This window comes from Pseudomonas sp. 05N36, from assembly GCF_056397385.1.
This window is the reverse complement of sequence record NZ_JBFTNH010000004.1, coordinates 53,436-72,833: the sequence shown is the minus strand read 5'-3', so window position 1 is coordinate 72,833 and position 19,398 is coordinate 53,436. Positions and strand designations below refer to the sequence as shown.

General features: G+C 60.9%; 17 protein-coding genes and 1 pseudogene. 3 read left to right on the top strand and 15 right to left on the bottom strand.

Features of this window, described 5'->3' with window-relative positions; genetic code table 11:
- The first annotated feature begins 685 nt into the window (after positions 1-685).
- On the top strand, positions 686-3,856 hold the full coding sequence (gene rne / locus AC1DIH_RS06970) for a ribonuclease E (protein WP_477771131.1): 3,171 nt from the start codon (positions 686-688) through the stop codon (positions 3,854-3,856).
- 47 nt (positions 3,857-3,903) lie between these two features.
- Here rne and AC1DIH_RS06965 read toward each other — a convergent pair whose 3' ends face one another.
- From AC1DIH_RS06965 to AC1DIH_RS06915, 11 genes and pseudogenes are all read right to left on the bottom strand, one after another.
- Positions 3,904-4,509, bottom strand: a complete 606-nt coding sequence (locus tag AC1DIH_RS06965; RefSeq protein ID WP_477771130.1) for a nucleotidyltransferase family protein — start codon at positions 4,507-4,509, stop codon at positions 3,904-3,906.
- Positions 4,509-6,824 carry a xanthine dehydrogenase family protein molybdopterin-binding subunit gene (locus AC1DIH_RS06960; protein WP_477771129.1) on the bottom strand — a complete coding sequence of 772 codons (2,316 nt, stop codon included), beginning with the start codon at positions 6,822-6,824 and terminating at the stop codon, positions 4,509-4,511. The genes AC1DIH_RS06965 and AC1DIH_RS06960 overlap by 1 nt, the downstream gene beginning before the upstream one ends.
- Positions 6,821-7,291 (bottom strand): (2Fe-2S)-binding protein, encoded by a 471-nt coding sequence (locus AC1DIH_RS06955; RefSeq protein ID WP_347927556.1) that lies wholly within the window; start codon positions 7,289-7,291, stop codon positions 6,821-6,823. The genes AC1DIH_RS06960 and AC1DIH_RS06955 overlap by 4 nt, the downstream gene beginning before the upstream one ends.
- Before the next feature lie 136 nt (positions 7,292-7,427).
- Positions 7,428-8,447: a UDP-N-acetylmuramate dehydrogenase gene (murB, locus tag AC1DIH_RS06950; protein WP_477771128.1), complete on the bottom strand. Its 1,020-nt coding sequence runs from the start codon at positions 8,445-8,447 to the stop codon at positions 7,428-7,430.
- Positions 8,444-8,908 carry a low molecular weight protein-tyrosine-phosphatase gene (locus AC1DIH_RS06945; protein WP_477771127.1) on the bottom strand — a complete coding sequence of 155 codons (465 nt, stop codon included), beginning with the start codon at positions 8,906-8,908 and terminating at the stop codon, positions 8,444-8,446. Before AC1DIH_RS06945 ends, murB begins: the two co-directional genes overlap by 4 nt.
- Positions 8,908-9,672: a 3-deoxy-manno-octulosonate cytidylyltransferase gene (kdsB, locus tag AC1DIH_RS06940; protein WP_477771126.1), complete on the bottom strand. Its 765-nt coding sequence runs from the start codon at positions 9,670-9,672 to the stop codon at positions 8,908-8,910. Before kdsB ends, AC1DIH_RS06945 begins: the two co-directional genes overlap by 1 nt.
- Positions 9,669-9,854: a Trm112 family protein gene (locus tag AC1DIH_RS06935; RefSeq protein WP_019689343.1), complete on the bottom strand. Its 186-nt coding sequence runs from the start codon at positions 9,852-9,854 to the stop codon at positions 9,669-9,671. The genes kdsB and AC1DIH_RS06935 overlap by 4 nt, the downstream gene beginning before the upstream one ends.
- 24 nt (positions 9,855-9,878) lie before the next feature.
- Positions 9,879-10,889: a tetraacyldisaccharide 4'-kinase gene (gene lpxK / locus AC1DIH_RS06930; protein ID WP_477771125.1), complete on the bottom strand. Its 1,011-nt coding sequence runs from the start codon at positions 10,887-10,889 to the stop codon at positions 9,879-9,881.
- Entirely contained in the window at positions 10,889-11,317 is a 429-nt protein-coding gene (locus tag AC1DIH_RS06925) for an ExbD/TolR family protein (protein WP_019689341.1), read from the bottom strand. The genes lpxK and AC1DIH_RS06925 overlap by 1 nt, the downstream gene beginning before the upstream one ends.
- Positions 11,314-11,949, bottom strand: a complete 636-nt coding sequence (locus AC1DIH_RS06920) for a MotA/TolQ/ExbB proton channel family protein (protein ID WP_019689340.1) — start codon at positions 11,947-11,949, stop codon at positions 11,314-11,316. Before AC1DIH_RS06920 ends, AC1DIH_RS06925 begins: the two co-directional genes overlap by 4 nt.
- Positions 11,950-12,059: 110 nt before the next feature.
- Positions 12,060-14,294: pseudogene (locus AC1DIH_RS06915) on the bottom strand (DNA internalization-related competence protein ComEC/Rec2).
- Positions 14,295-14,429: 135 nt separating this feature from the next.
- On the opposite strand from AC1DIH_RS06915, the gene AC1DIH_RS06910 reads away from it, so the two are divergent.
- Together AC1DIH_RS06910 and AC1DIH_RS06905 are read left to right on the top strand one after the other, a co-directional pair.
- Complete coding sequence (locus tag AC1DIH_RS06910) at positions 14,430-14,945, top strand: DUF2062 domain-containing protein (protein ID WP_054593363.1); 516 nt, start codon at positions 14,430-14,432, stop codon at positions 14,943-14,945.
- A 395-nt stretch (positions 14,946-15,340) separates the two neighbouring features.
- Positions 15,341-15,715 (top strand): DUF6124 family protein, encoded by a 375-nt coding sequence (locus tag AC1DIH_RS06905; protein ID WP_019689337.1) that lies wholly within the window; start codon positions 15,341-15,343, stop codon positions 15,713-15,715.
- 290 nt (positions 15,716-16,005) lie between these two features.
- On the opposite strand, the gene AC1DIH_RS06900 is transcribed toward AC1DIH_RS06905, so the two are convergent.
- The 4 genes from AC1DIH_RS06900 to AC1DIH_RS06885 form a co-directional block, all read right to left on the bottom strand.
- Positions 16,006-16,785 carry an ABC transporter permease gene (locus AC1DIH_RS06900; protein WP_019689336.1) on the bottom strand — a complete coding sequence of 260 codons (780 nt, stop codon included), beginning with the start codon at positions 16,783-16,785 and terminating at the stop codon, positions 16,006-16,008.
- Positions 16,782-17,714 (bottom strand): ABC transporter ATP-binding protein, encoded by a 933-nt coding sequence (locus AC1DIH_RS06895; protein WP_477771124.1) that lies wholly within the window; start codon positions 17,712-17,714, stop codon positions 16,782-16,784. The genes AC1DIH_RS06900 and AC1DIH_RS06895 overlap by 4 nt, the downstream gene beginning before the upstream one ends.
- Before the next feature lie 133 nt (positions 17,715-17,847).
- Complete coding sequence (locus AC1DIH_RS06890) at positions 17,848-18,471, bottom strand: glutathione S-transferase family protein (RefSeq protein WP_054593366.1); 624 nt, start codon at positions 18,469-18,471, stop codon at positions 17,848-17,850.
- Positions 18,472-18,525: 54 nt separating this feature from the next.
- Positions 18,526-19,185: a transglutaminase-like domain-containing protein gene (locus AC1DIH_RS06885; RefSeq protein ID WP_477771123.1), complete on the bottom strand. Its 660-nt coding sequence runs from the start codon at positions 19,183-19,185 to the stop codon at positions 18,526-18,528.
- Positions 19,186-19,398: the final 213 nt, after the last annotated feature.

Sequence of the window (19,398 nt, the reverse complement as noted above, 5' to 3'; positions counted from 1 at the left end):
AGTCGCGAACGCCGCCAAAAGCGGCCTGGACAGAGGACAAACGGCAAACTGCCGGCCCTGACCAACGCAATTCATCAGGACGCGAGGCCGTCCTACGGGGCTTTCGCAACGATTGGAAGGTTCGTGATTGTAACAAGCGCAGGTGACATGAGGCCTGAAGCGAGCGCAGCAACAGAGCAACCACTCGTCTGATGCGCCGATATTTACGGCCAGTTCACAAAGTGCAGTCAGTCCCGAACCAGCCCTTGAGCGAATGCTTCGGAAACAACGCCTGTTACAAGCTGAGTGTTAGCCAAACAGCTCTCGCCCAGTCTTGTGTAGCCATGAGCGTGAACTCCCCATTGGAGAACACGGTAAATGCCAACCCGCTGCGGATTCTGCGCGCGGCAGCACCCGAATTATCAGGGATACGTGTAGGGTGGAGATGCACAACCGTCGGACTGTGTAGCACTAGGCTTATATTTAGACGCTTCATCTCGTCCACAGTCGCCGGTTGATTCCTCCTCCTGACTGAGTGCTTAAGTAGCCACAGCAAGCAGGACGCGTACGTCGCGACTCCGGCCCAATTGGTCGAACCTCGCTAGACACTGGAGTGGCCAACCACTCCTGACGCACCTGACACCGACCGTGAGAAGTCGTGTGTGCCGAACGCCGTTTCCGGCAGCCCGGAAACCGACGGTACTACATGAAAAGAATGCTGATTAACGCAACTCAACCCGAAGAGTTGCGTGTTGCACTGGTAGACGGCCAGCGCCTCTACGACCTGGACATCGAGTCCGGTGCACGCGAGCAGAAGAAGGCCAACATCTATAAAGGCCGGATTACTCGCATCGAACCAAGCCTTGAGGCTGCCTTTGTCGATTTCGGCTCTGAGCGCCACGGCTTCCTGCCCCTTAAAGAAATCTCCCGCGAATACTTCAAGAAAGCCCCAGAAGGCCGCGTCAACATCAAGGACGTCCTGAGCGAAGGCCAGGAAGTCATCGTTCAGGTCGAAAAAGAAGAACGTGGCAACAAGGGCGCCGCCCTCACCACCTTCATCAGCCTGGCCGGTCGTTACCTGGTGCTGATGCCGAACAACCCGCGTGCCGGCGGTATCTCCCGTCGCATCGAAGGTGAAGAGCGCAACGAACTGCGTGAAGCCCTGAACGGCCTGGTTGCCCCGGCCGACATGGGTCTGATCGTGCGCACTGCCGGCCTTGGCCGCAGCAGCGAAGAAATGCAGTGGGACCTCGACTACCTGCTGCAACTGTGGACCGCCATCAAAGAAGCCTCGCTGGATCGTTCCGCGCCATTCCTGATCTACCAGGAAAGCAACGTGATCATCCGCGCGATCCGCGACTACCTGCGCCAGGACATCGGCGAAGTGCTGATCGACAGCGTTGAAGCCCAGGACGAAGCCCTGACCTTCATCCGCCAGGTGATGCCGCAGTACGCCAGCAAGATCAAGTTGTACGAAGACAGCGTTCCGCTGTTCAACCGCTTCCAGATCGAAAGCCAGATCGAGACCGCTTTCCAGCGCGTCGTTGAACTGCCTTCCGGCGGCTCCATCGTTATCGATCCGACCGAAGCCCTGGTGTCCATCGACATCAACTCGGCGCGCGCCACCAAAGGCAGCGACATCGAAGAAACCGCCCTGCAAACCAACCTTGAAGCCGCCGAAGAAATCGCCCGTCAGTTGCGCCTGCGCGACATCGGCGGCCTGATCGTCATCGACTTCATCGACATGACCCCTGCCAAGAACCAGCGCGCCGTGGAAGAGAAAGTCCGCGAATGCCTGGAAGCCGACCGCGCTCGCGTGCAAGTCGGTCGCATCTCGCGCTTCGGCCTGCTGGAAATGTCCCGTCAGCGCCTGCGTCCATCGCTGGGCGAAAGCAGCGGCATCGTCTGCCCACGCTGCAACGGCACCGGCATCATCCGTGACGTTGAATCGCTGTCGCTGGCGATCCTGCGCCTGATCGAAGAAGAAGCCCTGAAAGACCGCACTGCCGAAGTTCGCGCACAAGTGCCGATCCCGGTTGCTGCGTTCCTGCTGAACGAAAAACGCAACTCGATCACCAAGATCGAACTGCGCACCCGCGCCCGCATCGTCATCCTGCCGAACGACCACCTCGAAACGCCGCACTTCGAAGTTCAGCGCCTGCGCGATGACAGCCCGGAAGCCCACATCAACCAGTCCAGCTACGAAATCGCTGCTGCCGCTGCTGAAGTGGAAGAAGTTCAACCGGCCGCCGCCACCCGCACCCTGGTTCGCCAGGAAGCCGCCGTGAAAACCGCTCCTGCCCGTGCCAACGCTCCGGTTCCGACCGAAGTCGTTGCTGCCCCGGTTGCCGCTCCGGTCGCAGCGCCAGAACCAAGCCTGTTCAAAGGCCTGGTGAAGTCGCTGGTCAGCCTGTTCGCCACCAAGGAAGAGCCTGCGGCTCCGGTTGTGGTTGAAAAACCAGCCGTCGAGCGTCCGGCACGCAACGAAGAGCGTCGTAACGGTCGCCAGCAGAGCCGCACCCGTAACGGTCGCCGCGATGAAGAACGCAAACCACGCGAAGAACGCGCCCCTCGTGAAGAACGTGCACCGCGCGAGCCTCGTGAAGAGCGTCAACCACGCGAAGCCCGCGAAGAGACTCCAGCAGTCGCTCGCGAAGAACGCGCACCGCGCCCTCCGCGTGAAGAGCGCGCACCACGCGCCCCTCGTGAAGACCGCAAGCCACGTGGCGAGCGTGAAGAGCGCCCGGTTCGTGAACTGCGTGAACCTCTGGATGCCGAGCCAGCCGCTGCCGCCGCTGTAACGGCTGTTGCCGAAGAGCGTCCGGCTCGTCAGCCACGTGAAGAACGCGCTCCACGCCCACCGCGTGAAGAACGTCAACCACGTGCCGAACAAGCCGCTGCCGCCGTTGCTGAAGAAGAGCTGCCAACCAGCGAAGAGCAACTGCAGGAAGATGGCCAGGAAAACGCCGAAGGCGATCGTCCACGCCGCCGTTCCCGTGGTCAGCGTCGTCGCAGCAACCGTCGCGAGCGTCAACGCGATGCCAACGGCAACGTGATCGAAGGCTCGGAAGAGTCCGAAACCAGCGAAGAGCCAACCGGCGCTGAACTGGCTGCCGGCCTGGCCGTTACCGCCGCTGTTGCCAGCACTGTGATCAGCGCTCCCGCTGAAGCCCAGGCTCATCAGCAAGCTGAACGCGCTACTGCTGCCGTGACTGAAGAAGCTGTTCAGGAAGTGGCTCAGGTTGAAGCGCCAGTCGTGGAAGCCACTACTCCGGTCGAAGCGCCAGTCGCTCCTGCCGTCGAAGTAGCTCCCGTTCGTGAAGCACAGCCTGAAGTTCACGCGGCTGTTGAACCAGCCGTAGTCGCCGAGCAGCCAGTAGTCGCTGCAGAGCCTGTGGTTGAAGCCCCGGTCGCTGAAAAGGCGCCTGAGGTTCGCGAAGAGCAAACTGCATTCAACTGGGTTGCAGAAACTGCAGCTGTCGAAGCGCCAGCACCAGTCGCTGAAGCCCCGGCTGTTGTTGCCGAGCCTGCTCCGGTGGTTGAAGCTCCGGTTGTCGCCGAAGTGGCTGCACCGGTTGTCGAAGCCGCCCCGGTCAGTGCCCTGACGCCAAGTGGCCGCGCGCCAAACGACCCACGTGAAGTGCGTCGCCGCAAGCGTGAAGAGGAGCGCCTGCAGAAGGAAGCCGAACTGGCTGCCGCTGCTGCACCGGCCGTTGCTGCCGAGCCAGCCCCGGTTGTTGCTGAAGTTGTCGAGGCAGCCCCTGCCCCGGCCGCCGAAGTGACTGCCGAGCCTGCTGCCCCAACCTTCGACGAAAACCTGCGTTCCGTCGAAGAAGTCGATAGCGGTGGATCAGCTTGCATCAATACTGAATGTTAAATCGCTATCGCGAGCAGGCTCGCTCCCACACGTGATCTGCGCCGGAGCTACTTGAAGACCAACGCCTCAGGCACATCCACATCCCACAACACGCCCGGATCCTCCACCGCCACCTCTACCACTTTCGCCGAGGCAAACAACGGTTTGGCCCCGCGGTCGCCGGACAACGCCATCAGCGCCGCCCCCAGCGAACGCCCAAACCCCACCGGATGCCCAAACTCGCCACCCTGCACGGGCACGCTGATGGTATCGACCGCTATCCCCTCGGCAATCCGCTCGATACTCGACGGCAAGATAAACGGCATATCCCCCAACACCACCAGCCAGCCATCCAGCGCCGGACACGCAGCGACCGCCGCCGCAATGCTGTCGCCCATGCCCGCCGACGCCAATAGCAGCACTTGGCAACCATAGGCCCGGGCCAGCCGTGCAACCTCTGGACGATCCGGCGTCGTCACCAGCAACCGGGTGTCTATGCCCATCGGCAGATTGCATAGCACCTGCTCGATCACCGGTCGCACACTGCCGTCGCGCCCTTCGCACATCGCCAGCAACTTGTCCTGATCGGCACCTGCCACTAGTCGATAACGACTGCCCTGCCCCGCCGCAAGAATGATCGCGCCCAGCTTGATACCCTGCTCGACGCTGCGCATCAGGCTTTGGTCTGCTGCCAGCCTTGCAACTGGTAACGAACTGGCAAGCTGCGAATACGCTTGCCGGTGGCAGCGAAGATCGCATTGCACAACGCCGGAGCGATGGGCGGCACACCCGGCTCACCGACACCGCCCAGCGGCACGTTGCCCGCCGGCGTGACCAAATGCACCGTCACCTCTTTCGGCGCCAGGGACATGCGCGCCACTTCGTACATATGGAAGTTGTCCTGCTGGACCTTGCCGTCCTTGAAGCTGATTTCACCCAGCACCGCGTTACCCAGACCCATAACGCAGGCGCCTTCGAATTGCGAGCGAATCCGTTCCGGGTTGATCTGCGGACCGCAATCGACCGCGATGTCGGCCTTGTGCACGATCAACGTACCGTCATCCTTGACTTCAACCTCGATGACCGCCGCCACATAGGTGACGAAGCTGTAATGCACCGCCAGGCCCAAACCACGACCCTTGGGCAGTTTTCGCCCCCAGCCGGCACCCTTGGCCGCCGCTTCCAGAACGCCACGCAGGCGCGCCGTATCGATCGGATAACGCTCAGGGGATTCGCCGTAGTTCCACTCTTCGCTCAGGGTTCGCGGATCGATCTGACGGTCCGGTCCCAACAGCTTGATCTGGTACTTCAGCGGGTCTTGTCCGGCCTTGTGTGCCAACTCATCGACAAAGCTCTGAATCGCGAAACCGTGAGGAATGTTCGACACCGAGCGATACCAGCCAACCCGGGTATGCGCCGCCGCGTCAGGGTTTTCCAAGCGTACATTGGGAATCGCGTAGGCCATGTTGGTAAAGCCCATGCCCAACTCGAAGGCCGCCTCGTGATTCATGCCTGGCGCGAACAACGCGGTGATGCTGGGCGCTACGGTGCGGTGCAACCAGCCGGACGGCATGCCGTCCTTGTTCAGGCTGGCCTTGAGGTATTCCGCCGAGACGGTATGGAAGTACGAACAATGGATGTCGTCTTCACGGGTCCATTGCACGCGCACAGCCTTGCCGGGAAACTCCTTGGCCAGGATCGCTGCTTCCAGAATGAAGTCCGGCTTGGACTTGCGACCGAAACCGCCGCCCAACAAGGTGACATTGACCGTGACCTTGTCGAATGGGATACCCAAACGCTCGGCGATGCGCTCCCGGGTCACTTGCGGGGCCTGACTCGGCGCCCAGGCTTCGCAATGGCCATCCTTGAAACGCGCAATGGCAACCATCGGTTCCATTGGCGACTGCGCCAGATGCGGCAAGTAGTAGGCGGCTTCCAGACTGCTGTCGGCGCTGTTCATGGCCTCCTCGATATTGCCGGTGCTGCGCACCACTTTGCCCGGCTTCAGGGCGGCGGCTTCCAGTTCCTTGCGGTAGGCAATCGAGTCGTAACCGGCATTGGCGCCGTCATCCCACTCGATCTTCAACGCCTCACGACCCTTGATCGCCGCCCAGGTATTGCTGGCAATCACCGCCACCCCGCCCAACGGCTGGAATTCCGAGGGCAATGGGCGACTTTCAATCTGGATGACCTTGACCACGCCCGGGACCTTCAGCGCCGCACTGGCATCGAAGGACTTGACCTTGCCGCCATACACCGCCGGCCGCGCCACGGTGGCGAAGAGCATGCCGTCAAAGTGCACGTCGGCACCGTAGACCGCACGACCATTGACGATGTCCGCACCGTCAATCGCCTTAGTCCCTTCCTTACCGATATAACGGAATTCCGACGGCTGCTTGAGCCGCAGGCTTTCGCGAGCCGGCACGGCCAGCGCCCCCGCAGCGACGGCGAGTGCACCGTAACCGAGTTCGCGCCCGGTAGGCTGGTGGATAACTTTGTGCAATTGCGCGCGGCATTCGCCAACCGGGACTTTCCACTGATCGGCTGCGGCTTGTTCCAGCATGGTTCGTGCAGCGGCACCGCAACGGCGCATCGGCTCGTACCAATGGCGCATGCTGCGCGAACCGTCGGTGTCCTGGTTGCCAAAGCGCACCTCATCACCCGGCGCCTGCCGGACCAAGACCCGCGCCCAATCGGCGTCCAGTTCATCGGCGACCACCATGCTCAAGCTGGTGCGCACGCCCTGGCCCATTTCCGAACGGTTACAGACCACCGTCACGCTGCCGTCGGCGGCAATGCTCACGTAGACCTTGGGATCATCGATCCAGCCATTGGGCATGCCCGCAGCGCCGAACTTCTTCTCTTCAGCGAACGCGTCCTGCCAGCCCCAACTGGCGGCGAGCACCAGCGCACTGGTCGCACTCACGCCTTTGAGAAAACCGCGACGACTGAGATTACTCAGGGCGAAATCATTCGGTAGCTGGCTCATGCCTTGCGCTCCTGCAGATGAGTGGAGGCCTGGCGGATCGCGGTCTTGATGCGGTTGTACGTGCCGCAGCGGCAAATATTGCCGACCATCGCCTGTTCGATCTGTTCATCGCTGGGATTGGGATTGGTCTTGAGCAACGCAGTGGCCGACATGATCTGTCCGCCCTGGCAAAAACCGCACTGGGCGACTGCCGTGTCGAGCCAGGCTTGCTGGACGACCTGGCCGACCGGATCGCTGTGCAAGTTGTCGATGGTGCTGACGTCCTGCCCGATCACCGAACCGATAGGCGTGATGCAACTGCGCGCCGGGGCGCCGTCGATATGAATCGTGCAAGCGCCACACAGCCCCATGCCGCAACCGAATTTGGTGCCGTTGTAACCGGCCACATCGCGGATTGCCCAGAGCAGCGGCATGTCCTCGGTGACGTCGAGTTGATGATCTTGACCATTGAGCTTCAGGGTAATCATGGGCACGCCCGCATATAGGTAGAGTTATGGAGCAAATGATTGCATCGTTAGCAGGCTAAGTTAACTCAGCATTAACAAAAAAGCCCTGCAACCAAGGAAGGTGTGCAGGGCTCTGGATTCAGCGATCAAGCGTAGCTCAATACTGATTCGGCTCCATCTCCAGCTCGACATTGAAGCGCTCGGCGATGTCTCTCTGGATCCGCTGTGCCAGGTTGAGCAACTCAAGCCCGGTGGCCGTGCCGTAGTTGACCAGCACCAGCGACTGCAAACGATGCACGCCGGCGTCGCCGTCACGAAAACCTTTCCAGCCCGCCTGCTCAATCAACCAGCCAGCCGCCAGTTTCACCCGGCCATCCGCTTGTGGATAACCAACCAGGCCCGGATACTCAAGGCGAATTTGTGCCGCCAGAGCTGCCGATACCAACGGGTTCTTGAAAAAGCTGCCGGCATTACCGAGCACCGCCGGGTCAGGGAGTTTCTCATTGCGAATGCTGCAAATCGCCTGGCTGACATCGGTCGCAGTGGGATGATCGATGCCTTGCTCGGTCAGGCGCTGACGAACCGGGCCATATTCCAGATGCAGATGCTCGACGCGGTTCAGGGCGAAACGTACCCGCAGGATCAGCCAGCGACCGACCTGCTGCTTGAACAGGCTGTCGCGGTAGGCAAAGTTGCACTCGGCCAGCGTGAAATCCCGCAGCTCGCCGGTCTGGCGGTCCAGCGCGGTCAGACCGGCGAACACATCCTTGATCTCGACCCCATAGGCCCCGATGTTCTGCATCGGCGCGGCACCGACGGTGCCAGGAATCAGGCTGAGGTTCTCAAGGCCAGACAGGCCCTGCGCCAGCGTCCATTGCACAAACGGGTGCCAGCTTTCACCGGCCTCGGCTTCGATCACCACCTGACTGCCGTTGTCGCTCAACACCCGAACACCACGGGTGGCCATGCGCAACACCAGCGCGGCAATGTCTGCGGTCAGCAACAGGTTGCTGCCACCGCCAATCACCAGCAGCGGCATGGCGTGCGCGGCCGAATACGCCAGCGCTTCGCGCACATCGGCATCACTGTGGGCTTCGGCGAACAATTGCGCACGCACATCCACGCCAAAGGTGTTGTACGGCTTCAGCGAAACCTGCGATTGCAGGTGCAAAGTCATAAGCGTCCCTTCAATTCAATCACCAGCAAATCACTGGCACGCTCGATCAGGTCCAGCACCTGCTCGAAACCTTGATCGCCGTCGTAATAAGGATCCGGCACTTCATCCACGCTCGACTCATAGCGGCGCAGGAACAAATCCAGCTCCGCCCTGCCCTTGGCCGGTTGCAACGCCTTGAGGTTGCGCAGGTTGCTGTGGTCCATGGCGAGGATCAGGTCATAGCGGGAAAAATCGGCGCGCGTGACCTGTTGGGCACGTTGCGCGGACAGGTCATAACCACGGCGCAGCGCGGCGGCCTGGCTGCGTTTGTCCGGCGCCTTGCCGACGTGCCAGTCGCCGGTGCCCGCAGAAGCCACTTCGACCTGATCGACCAAACCGGCTTCACGCAGTTTGTGTCGCAGCACCCCTTCAGCCGTGGGTGAACGGCAGATGTTGCCCAGGCAGACGAACAGAACCCGCATCAGGCCTCCAGCAGGCGACGAACGCGCTCGAGGTCTTCAGCCGTGTCGACACCCGGTGGCGGTGCAATCAGTGCATCGGCAACGTGAATCCGCACACCATGCCAGAGCGCACGCAGCTGCTCCAGAGACTCAGTGTTTTCCAGCCAGCACGGGCCCCAGCTGACAAAGTCATGCAGGAAACCGGCGCGATAGGCATAGATACCAATGTGCCGACGGTAAGGAACGCCAGCCGGCAATTGCTCGCGGCTCTTGGCGAAGTCGTCCCGCGCCCACGGCAAGGTCGCGCGGCTGAACGTCAGCGCCAGGCCATTCAGATCGCTGACAACCTTGACCACGTTGGGGTTGAACAGGGTTTCAACGTCTTCGATCGGTTCGGCCAGGGTCGCCATGCGCGCTTCGGTATGGGCCGCCAGGTTGACCGCAACCTGATCGATCACACTCGGCGGAATCAACGGCTCATCGCCCTGCACATTGACCACGATAGCGTCCGGTGCCAGGCCCAGTTGGGCAGCAACTTCAGCCAGGCGATCGGTGCCGGAGTTATGGTCCTCGCGGGTCATCACCACTTCAGCGCCAAAGGCCTTGCAGGCCTCGACAATGCGCGCATCGTCCGTGGCAACCACCACCCGCTGCGCGCTGCTTTTACTCGCCTGTTCCCAAACGTGCTGGATCATCGGCTTGCCGGCAATCATTTGCAGAGGCTTGCCCGGCAGACGGGTGGAAGCAAAACGCGACGGAATCACGACGGTGAAGGCAGTGCTCATTTATCCAGACGCTCTTCTGCCGTCAGGGTGCGCGCTTCGCTTTCGAGCATCACCGGAATGCCATCACGAATCGGATAGGCCAGACCGGCGCCTTTGCTGATCAGCTCGGTTTTATCGGCGCTGAGCTTGAGCGGACCTTTGCAGATCGGGCAAGCGAGGATGTCGAGCAATTTGGTGTCCATGAGCATTCCCTGGATAAAAGCGTTTTAAGGCAAAAGACGTGCGGGCAACAGCCGCATCAACTGCGTGTCGAACCAGGCCACGAAGGCCGGCGATGGCGCAGCATCGACCGTCAGATACCACCAGTCAGCGGCCGCGAAGGTTCGGCATTTCACCGCATCCTTCTCGGTCATCACCAACGGTAGCGACGGTGTGAAATTCAAGGCCGCCGCGCTGTATTCGGCGTGGTCGGCAAAAGCATGTGGAACAGGCTGCCAGTGTAGCGTTTCAAGGGTGTTGAAGAAACGTTGCGGATTACCGATTCCGGCCACCGCGTGCAAGGCCTGGCCAGCGGGGAAATGCTCAAGCGAGCGGCGTTCGCCCGTCAGCAGGTTGACCAGCGCAGTCGGTCGCAGCTGGAAGGCAAAGCCGTCGTCGCGATCTGCCGTGGCACCGTTGTAGAGCAGCGCATCGACGCTTTGCAGGCGTTCGACCGGCTCACGCAGAGGACCGGCCGGCAGGCAGCGTTTATTGCCCAATCCGCGTGCGGCATCGATCAGCACCAGCTCAAGATCGCGTGCCAGACGGTAATGCTGCATGCCATCGTCAGACAGGATCAGATCCAGCGGCTCAGCGGCCAACAGCGCCTGCACGGCGCGACTGCGATCAGGGTCAATCATCAACGGCACGCCGGTGCGCTGGACGATCAACAACGGTTCATCGCCCGCGATGGCTGCGCTCTGCCCGGCGTCGACCCGCCAGGGCAATTGCGGCGGTTTGGCGCCATAACCGCGACTGACCACGCCCACCCGCAGGCCACTGCGCTGGCAGTGGTCGATCATCCACAGGATCAACGGCGTCTTGCCGGTTCCGCCCACGGTAATGTTACCGACGACGATCAGCGGCACCGGCGGCTGGTAGATCTCACCTTGGCCGGCCAGAAACCGTTCGCGCTTGGCCGTGACCACGCGCCGGTACAGCCACTCCAGTGGCTGCAACAGTTTCAGCGCCGGATGACCGGCATACCAGGCGGCGAGCAAACGATCGGACATGGCCATCAGGGTGCCGGCGCCGCCTCAACGGTGGTCATGCGCAAGTGGGTGAAACCCAGCTTGCCCGCGGCATCCATCGCCGTGACGACGGCCTGATGCTGGGTTTTGCCATCGGCGCTGATCGACAGCGGCGAGTTGGTGTCGCCATTCGACTCCTTCTTCAAGGCGTCGATCAGGCTGGCCAGATCGTTCTTCGGCAACAACTGGTTGTTGACCGAAAACACGCCGTCGGCGCTGATGGCGATGTCCAGTTGCTTGGCCTGCTGGTCTTCGGCGGGCGACCCGCTGACGGCTTCCGGCAGGTCGACGCGCAGCTGGGTTTCACGGGTAAAGGTGGTGGTCACGACGAAAAACAGCAGCAGGACAAACACCACGTCGATCAGCGACACAAGGTTGATGTCCACGTTCTCCCGTTGCTTGCGGCGGAATTTCACGCTTTGCCCTCAGCCAGATCGACGTCACGGTCGCCCTGCACCACTTCAACCAGCTTGATGGCTTCCTGCTCCATGCCCACGACGAGTTCATCGATGCGCCGTTGCAGGAACCGGTGGAAGAACACCGACGGGATACCGACGATCAGGCCCGAAGCCGTGGTGATCAAGGCTTTGGAAATACCGCCGGCCAGCACCGCAGCGTTGGTGGTCATGCCGGTGCTCATGAACGAACTGAAGATATCGATCATGCCCAACACCGTGCCGAGCAGGCCGAGCAATGGCGCCATGGCGGCGATGGTGCCCAGCGCGTTGATGTAGCGCTCCAGCTCATGGATCACCCGGGCAGCGGCCTCTTCGATGCACTCTTTCATGATCTCGCGACCATGCTTGGAGTTGGCCAGGCCCGCGGCGAGGATCTCGCCCAACGGCGAATTGGCGCGCAGTTCCTTGAGTTTTTCCTTGTTGAGTTGCTTGTCCTTGATCCAGACCCAGACCTGCCCGAGCAAGTGCTCCGGGGTCACACGGCTGGCGCGCAAGGTCCAGAGACGCTCGGCAACGATCGCCATTGCCGCGATGGAACTCAGAATGATCGGCAGCATCATCCAGCCGCCGGATTTGACCAATTCCCACACAGTGACAGTCCCCTCGAAAAAGTGCGCCACTTTAACATACAGACTCGTCAGAGAGACCCGACACGCCACAGACCGTGTGTCGCATGGCGCGCCGCGCTGATGACCGGTGGTTATTGGCTGACCAACGGCGGTGCACGCCAGAAACGTGGTTGCTGGCGCAGAGACTCGGGCGCCTCGAACGCCCCCAGACGCAAACGCAAGGCGCCCTGCTCGGCGCTGTCATAAACCTGCATGCCCAACCGGCGATAACGCGCCAGCACTTGCGGATGCGGATGACCGAACGAATTGTCGTGCCCACGAGAAATCAACACGGCCTTGGGTGCCAACGCCGTGAGAAAGGCCATCGACGATGAGCTGCGACTGCCGTGATGCGGCGCTTGTAGCCAGTCGGTCGCGACCGCCAGCGGACTTTCCAGCAACGCCTGCTCGGCCCGGGCGTCGATGTCGCCGGTTAACAGCAGACGCTCACCGTTGGCTTCGATCTGCAGGACGCAGGATTTCTGGTTGCTCTCACTCGCTCCGGACCATTGCCAGAGCGTAAAACCCACACCGTCCCACTCCCAGCGCTGACCGCTCTCACAGGCTTGCGCGTGCAACTCGGCCGGCAGGGCTTCGGGATCACCGCTGAGCACCTGCGCCACCGGCAGTCCGCTTGCGACCGAGCGCGCGCCACCGGCGTGATCGGCATCGGCGTGGCTGATCAGCATCACCTCCAACTCGCGTACGCCGAGCTTGCGCAACGACGGCAACACCACCCGCTCGCCCAGATCGAAATCACCGAAACGCGGACCGGCGTCATAGAGCAACGTGTGATGGCGCGTGCGAACCACAATGGCCAAGCCCTGGCCGACATCCAGCTGCCAGATTTCAGCCATGCCGTCAGGTACGGTTCTGAGTGGCGGGAACACCATCAACAGCAGCATCGGCCAGCCCAACAACCGCATGGGCAGGCCCTTGGGCAACAACAGCAGAAAAGCGCCAAACGCACTTATCCCCCAGACCCAAAGGGGAATCACCGGGGCAACCCATGCCGGTATCCGCCCGGCCACCAACGCCAGACCGTTGAACAGCACGTCGAGCAAGCCGCCGGCCAGCCACAATAGCCCCTCGCCGACATAAGGCAGCGGCAGCAACAATGTCCCCAGCAAGGCCGGGGGCAGCACCACCAGGCTGATCCACGGCACCGCCAGCAGATTGGTCAGCGGACCGCTGAGGCTGATGGGCAAACCGAGTATCAGCAGCAACGGACACAAACCAATCGCGATCAGCCATTGCGCCCGCGTCCAGGTTTGCCACCAGCGCCAGGCGCCCAAACGGCCGCCGAAGGTAAAGATCAGCACCGCCACCGCCGCAAATGACAACCAGAATCCCGGCTGCAAACTGGCCAGCGGCTCAAGCAACAACACCGCGTTCAACGCCAGCAGCAAAGGCCACCAGGCCCCCAGATGACGAAACCGCAGGCGCCATAACAGCACCAGACCGATCATCACGCAGGCCCGGCGCACCGGCACCTCGAAACCGGCCAGCAACCCGTAACCGAGCGCCGCCGCGAAGGCCATGCCGCAGGCCCACGGCAACCAGGGAAACCTCTGCGGCTACAATCCATAACGCGCCAATCCGGCAATCAGCAGATAAACCATTCCGGCCAGCAAACCGATGTGCTGCCCGGAGATCACCAGCAAATGCACGGTGCCGGTGTCTTGCAACACGCGCCAGTCTTCGCTGCTTAGCCCGGATCCGTCGCCCAGCACCAGCGCCGCCAACGCCCCCTCTCGCCCTTGTGCATCGACCGCCAGCAAACGCTGGCGAACAGCATCACGCCAGGCCCCTTGTGCAGGCCGGAGCAACTGCCCGTCCTTGACGCTTCCCGTCGCGCCGATGCGTTGTGCCAACAGCCAGGCGTCGTAATCAAAGCCCTGCGGATTGAGCAGGCCTGTGGGGCGCTTCAATTTCACCGCCAGTCGCCAGCGCTCACCGCTGTTGACCGTCGGACCGTCGTACCAGGCCAACCGCATCAAACCCGGCAAGCGTGTGCGCCGCGACTCGCTATCGGCCAACTCGAAACGCACCACGCCTTGCGCGTTCTGCGGCAAGCCGACGACTCGTCCTTCGACCCAGCGGGTTTGCCCGTCGAGGTCCGGCGCCAAACGATCCGCCAAAGCCCAGTGCGCACTGGCGCACGCCCAGCTGAAGCCAAACAGAAAAAACGCCAGTGGATACGTGCGAAACGGCAACAGCATCAATGCCAGCACGGGCAGCAACAGCACTAACCAGACCGGTGGCAACACCGGTAAAAAACGCAAGGCCAACAGACCCAACGCGAACGCCAACATCCCTGTGCGCATTAGCCTGTCCTTGAGAGTCCCCTCTCTTGGATTAGCCGAGTGACCAAAGTCCGCATTTATTAATTGTCACAAAGTCTGAACGGGCGCTCCGTAGAATCCGGGCATACTTGCCGCTTGAACCGACCGAGAAGCCTTATGCCCCGGCGCTTATTCAAACGTTACATGCCAGACCCGACCAGCATCCGGGAACACAAATCCTTACGCTTTCTCGGCACGCTGCTGCACGACCCGAACCTCTGGCACCTCAATCGGCACTCGGTTGCGCGCGCCATGGCCATCGGCGTGTTCGCCGCATTTTTACCGATTCCGTTGCAAATGCTGGTGGCGGCAATGCTTGCCATTTGGCTGCGCGGCAATATTCCGATCGCGGTGAGCCTGGTCTGGCTGACCAACCCGATCACCATGCCCGTGGTGTTTTACTGCACCTATCAGACCGGCGCCTGGCTGATGGATGTCCCCGCCCGCAGCCTGCCGGATGAGCTGACCTGGGAATGGATCAGCGGTGAGCTGTCGACTCTTTGGCAGCCGTTTCTGCTGGGCTCGGTGGTGACTGGCCTGGTGCTCGGCGCGTTGGCCTACTGCCTGACCATGATCTACTGGCGCTGGTGGGTCGGTCGGCAATGGACGCGGCGCAGGCAGAGTCGGATGTAGAACGCAATAACGGCACCTTTGAGGTGCCGTTATTGATTCCGTTACGCGCGTTTATATTTGCCGACTCAGCCTCCGTCGGAGGCTACAGCACCTTGCGTAGCGACCTACACCTGCGCCAGAATCCGCCGGCTTGTGCGCTTTGGTCGTGGCCTCTATTGTTTCCGTACCGCTGACAATTCAGCGGTCGGGTTTAGCAGCTCGGACCAAGGCACGCCAGTACCGCCTCTCGATCAGCCAGCACTTTTCTAGCGCTAGTTGTTCTGCATTATGGCGGCTGTGCGTGGGGCACTTCGGTGCGCCGGGATACTCCTTGGTCCGGTCTGCTAACCCGCGTACAGCTGCCACCCATCGTTTAGCAGCGACAGGTAGCGGCTTCACTTCCAAGGAGCTTTACCATGTTCAAACCAACTCCAAATCCACCCGAAACCGACCCCGTTTCCCCCTACGCCTCCCTCGACTCAAAAGAACTCCACGCCGCCGCACACCGTGCGCTCGATCATTACCTGGTGCTGCCGGAAACCAAGACGTTGTTAGCCGACCGACGCCCCGGCTGCATTTTTGTCATCGCCCCCGACGTCGACTCTGAAACCCTGCTGGCCCACGCCTGCGAGACCCTCGCGTCGGTCAATGTCATGGCCAGCGACCTGGCGTTTGAGCTTGAAGGCCCCAAACGCAATACCGCGCTGGCGATTCAGCAGATGATTTCTCTGGCCGAGTTGGCGGTGAATCGGGCGCTGGATCACCTCGATCCGCCAGACTCACCGCAGTAGCACGCCAACACGCTGATCGTTCCCGCGTGGGAACGATCATCAATAAACAAAGGCCTCCACTTGGGAGCAACGCTGTTCACTTGCGCAGCAGGCCCAATTCAGGGCCGCTTCGCGCCCCAGCGGGAGCAAGCTCCCTCGCCACAACTGCGGATGTGCCTGAAACATCGGCTTAAGTGAACAGCATTATCCACTTGGGAGGCCGTTTTTTGTGTAGTGCGCATTTTTTGCAGTGCTGGCAATGACGCCTTCGCGAGCAAGCTCGCTCCCACAAGGATCGAGTTTGCCGCAGGTTAGGTGCGCATCCCGCGTCCGCTGACCAGCAACCGCGCGCAACCGATGTACAGCACTACGGTTGCTACCAGCATGAAGGTAATGGCGATGCTGATCTTGATGTCCGAAACGCCGAGGATGCCGTAACGGAAAGCGTTGACCATGTGCAGCACCGGGTTGGCCAGCGACACGGTCTGCCAGAACGGTGGCAGCAGGCTGATCGAGTAGAACACCCCGCCCAGGTAGGTCAACGGCGTCAGCACGAACGTCGGGATAATCGAAATGTCATCGAAGTTGCGCGCAAACACCGCGTTGATGAAACCCAGTAGCGAAAAGATCGTTGCCGTCAGCAGCACCACCAGCAGGGTAATCCCCAAATGGTGCACTTGCAGGTGAGTGAAGAACAGCGAAAGCAGCGTCACGATCACCCCCACCGCCAGGCCACGCAGCACCCCGCCCACGGTGTAGCCGATCAGAATGGTGTGTGGCGAAACCGGTGAAACCATCAGTTCTTCGATGGAACGCTGGAATTTGCTGCCGAAGAAGCTCGAGACCACGTTGCCGTAGGCGTTGGTGATCACCGACATCATGATCAAGCCCGGCACGATGTATTCCATATAGGTGAAGCCACCCATATCACCGATTTGCCGGCCAATCAGATTACCGAAGATCACAAAGTACAGAACCATGGTGATGGCTGGCGGCAGCAGGGTCTGCGGCCAGATCCGGGTAAAACGCCGGACCTCACGGTAAACAATGGTATTGAGCGCAACGAGGTTGGGTTTCAGTTCGGAACTCATACGGCCACCTTCGCCAGATTTTTCTCCACCAGAGACACGAACAACTCCTCGAGGCGATTGGTTTTGTTGCGCAGGCTCAGCACTTCGATGTTCTGCATGGCCAACTGACCGAACAACGCGGTGATCCCAACGGACTTGTCGACCTGGACTTCCAGGGTGTGACTGTCGACCAGACGAGTCGGATAGCCGTTCAACTGCGGCGCGACCATCAAGGCGTTCTTCAGGTCCAGCAGGAACGTCTCGACATGCAGMTGGCTGAGCAGGTTACGCATGCTGGTGTTTTCGACGATGGTGCCGTGGTCGATGATGCCGATGTTGCGGCACAGCTGCTCAGCCTCTTCCAGGTAATGTGTGGTGAGGATGATGGTGATGCCTTTCTGGTTCAGCTCGGTGAGGAAGGTCCACATCGAGCGACGCAGTTCGATATCCACGCCGGCAGTCGGTTCGTCGAGAATCAGCAGGCGCGGTTCATGCACCAATGCGCGCGCAATCATCAGTCGCCGCTTCATGCCGCCCGACAGTGAGCGTGACGGCACATCGCGCTTGTCCCACAGGCCGAGCTGAGTCAGGTATTGCTCAGCGCGTTCCTTGGCGACTTTGGGCGGGATACCGTAGTAACCGGCCTGGGTCACGACAATGTCGAAGGTCTTTTCGAACTGGTTGAAATTGAATTCCTGCGGCACCACACCGATGCAGCGCTTAAGCGCAGCCGGTTCGCGGTCCAGGTCGTGGCCAAAGATATTCACCGTTCCGCTGGTCTTGTTCACCAGGGTCGAGAGAATGCCGATGGTCGTGGATTTGCCGGCGCCGTTGGGGCCGAGCAAGGCGAAAAAGTCACCTTCGGCGACATCCAGATCGATACCACTCAAGGCCTGGAAACCGTTGCCGTAGGTTTTGGTTAGCTGCCGGATGGACAGAGCAGAACTCATATCGGATTTACGCACCAAGAAGGGAAGTCAGGAATAAATAAGAGCGGGCGGCGACCCATGCAACCGCGGCGCATAAACGCAATGGTGCTTGGCGACGCCGCACAAGTACAGTCAAGTGTGTTGATAGTCAGTATTAAGTCAACGCGGTCATGACGGCTTTTTGATAAGCCGGACGTTGCTTCAGGCGCGCATACCAGGCTTGCAGATGGGGCATTGGCGCTCGCTCGATGGGCATCTCGAACCAGGCATAGATAAAGCTGCCCAACGGAATATCGCCCGCGCCGATCTCGTCGCCGGACAAATAAGGCTTCTGCGCCAATGCCTGGTCGACCATCGACAGCAATTGCTCGCAGGTTTTCTGCGCCGCGTTGATCGCGACCCAATCCTGCTGATCGGCCGGGGTGCGCAATACGCCCCAGAACACCTGGCGAAAAGGTTCGGCAAAGGACGAAGTGGTCCAGTCCATCCACTTTTCTGCGCTCGCCCGGGCCTGCACATCGGCCGGGAACCAGTTCGAACCCGCCGCGTGACGGGCAGCCAGGTAACGCACGATGGCGTTGGATTCCCACAACACAAAACCGTCGTCTTCAATCACCGGTATGCGGCCATTGGGGTTCATCGCGCGATATTCCGGTGTGTCGACCACACCAAAAGCCCCGCCCGCATCCTGCGTTTCGTAGGTCAGCCCAAGTTCCTCGGCGCACCACAGTGCCTTTCTGACATTCGACGAATTTTTCCGACCCCAGATCTTCAGCATGACCGCTCCTCAATGGATTCATTGGATGAATGCCGGGGCAGTCTACGCCCCGGATCAGCCGCGACTCAAATCGCTCTGCATGTCACCCAGCAGGGCTGGCGACTGCTCGCCGAACAAATGCGGGTAGAGCTTTTCCAGGTACTCGAAGAAGAATGCTTCGGGCACATCGGCGAACTGGCCATGGTCGACCAGGTACTCCATCGACTGCTGCCCCTGGCGATTGAACGGATGGAAGATGCTGTCATTGATCCCGTCGAATTCCAGCGCTGGTACATCGAACAGCTCACAGAGCTTCTGGTTGAACGCCGGTGTGGCCTTGACCCAGCGGCCCTGCAAATACAACTCGGTGTAACCGTGCATGGCGAACACGTCGCTCTTGAGCAACTCGATCAAGCGCGGGGTCGACAGGTGATTGCGCACATCTGCCAGACCAATCCGCGCCGCTATTCCACAGTGCCGCGCGCAACCGGCCAGCAAGGTGGCTTTGGGCACGCAGTAGCTCTCGCCGGCGGCCAGTGCATAACTGCCGCACAAGGTCGCGGGATCACGGCTGAAGGTGTAGGGGTTGTAGCGCACCGCTTCACGCACGGCGTAATACAGGTTCATCGCCTGCTCGACCGGGTCACGGCTGTTGCCGCGATACCGTTCAGCGAACTCCACCACCGCGGGGTGGTCACTATCGATGAAGCGGCCGGGGCTCAGGTACTCGTGCATGAGAACAATCTCCTGGAGAAGCCATGAGTCTATCGGCAGACCTGGCACAGAGATAACGACGTTTCGGCCAAATACGCGAGCTTGTCGTACGTGCAACAAAGCTTTTTTTGCAGCGTCCGCTAGCGCTGTCGCTCACGAAATTCACCGCTGTTTCCCACGATTTCAAACACATCGCTCTGACCACCCCGTTTTGCAGATGCCGTCTAAGCTCTG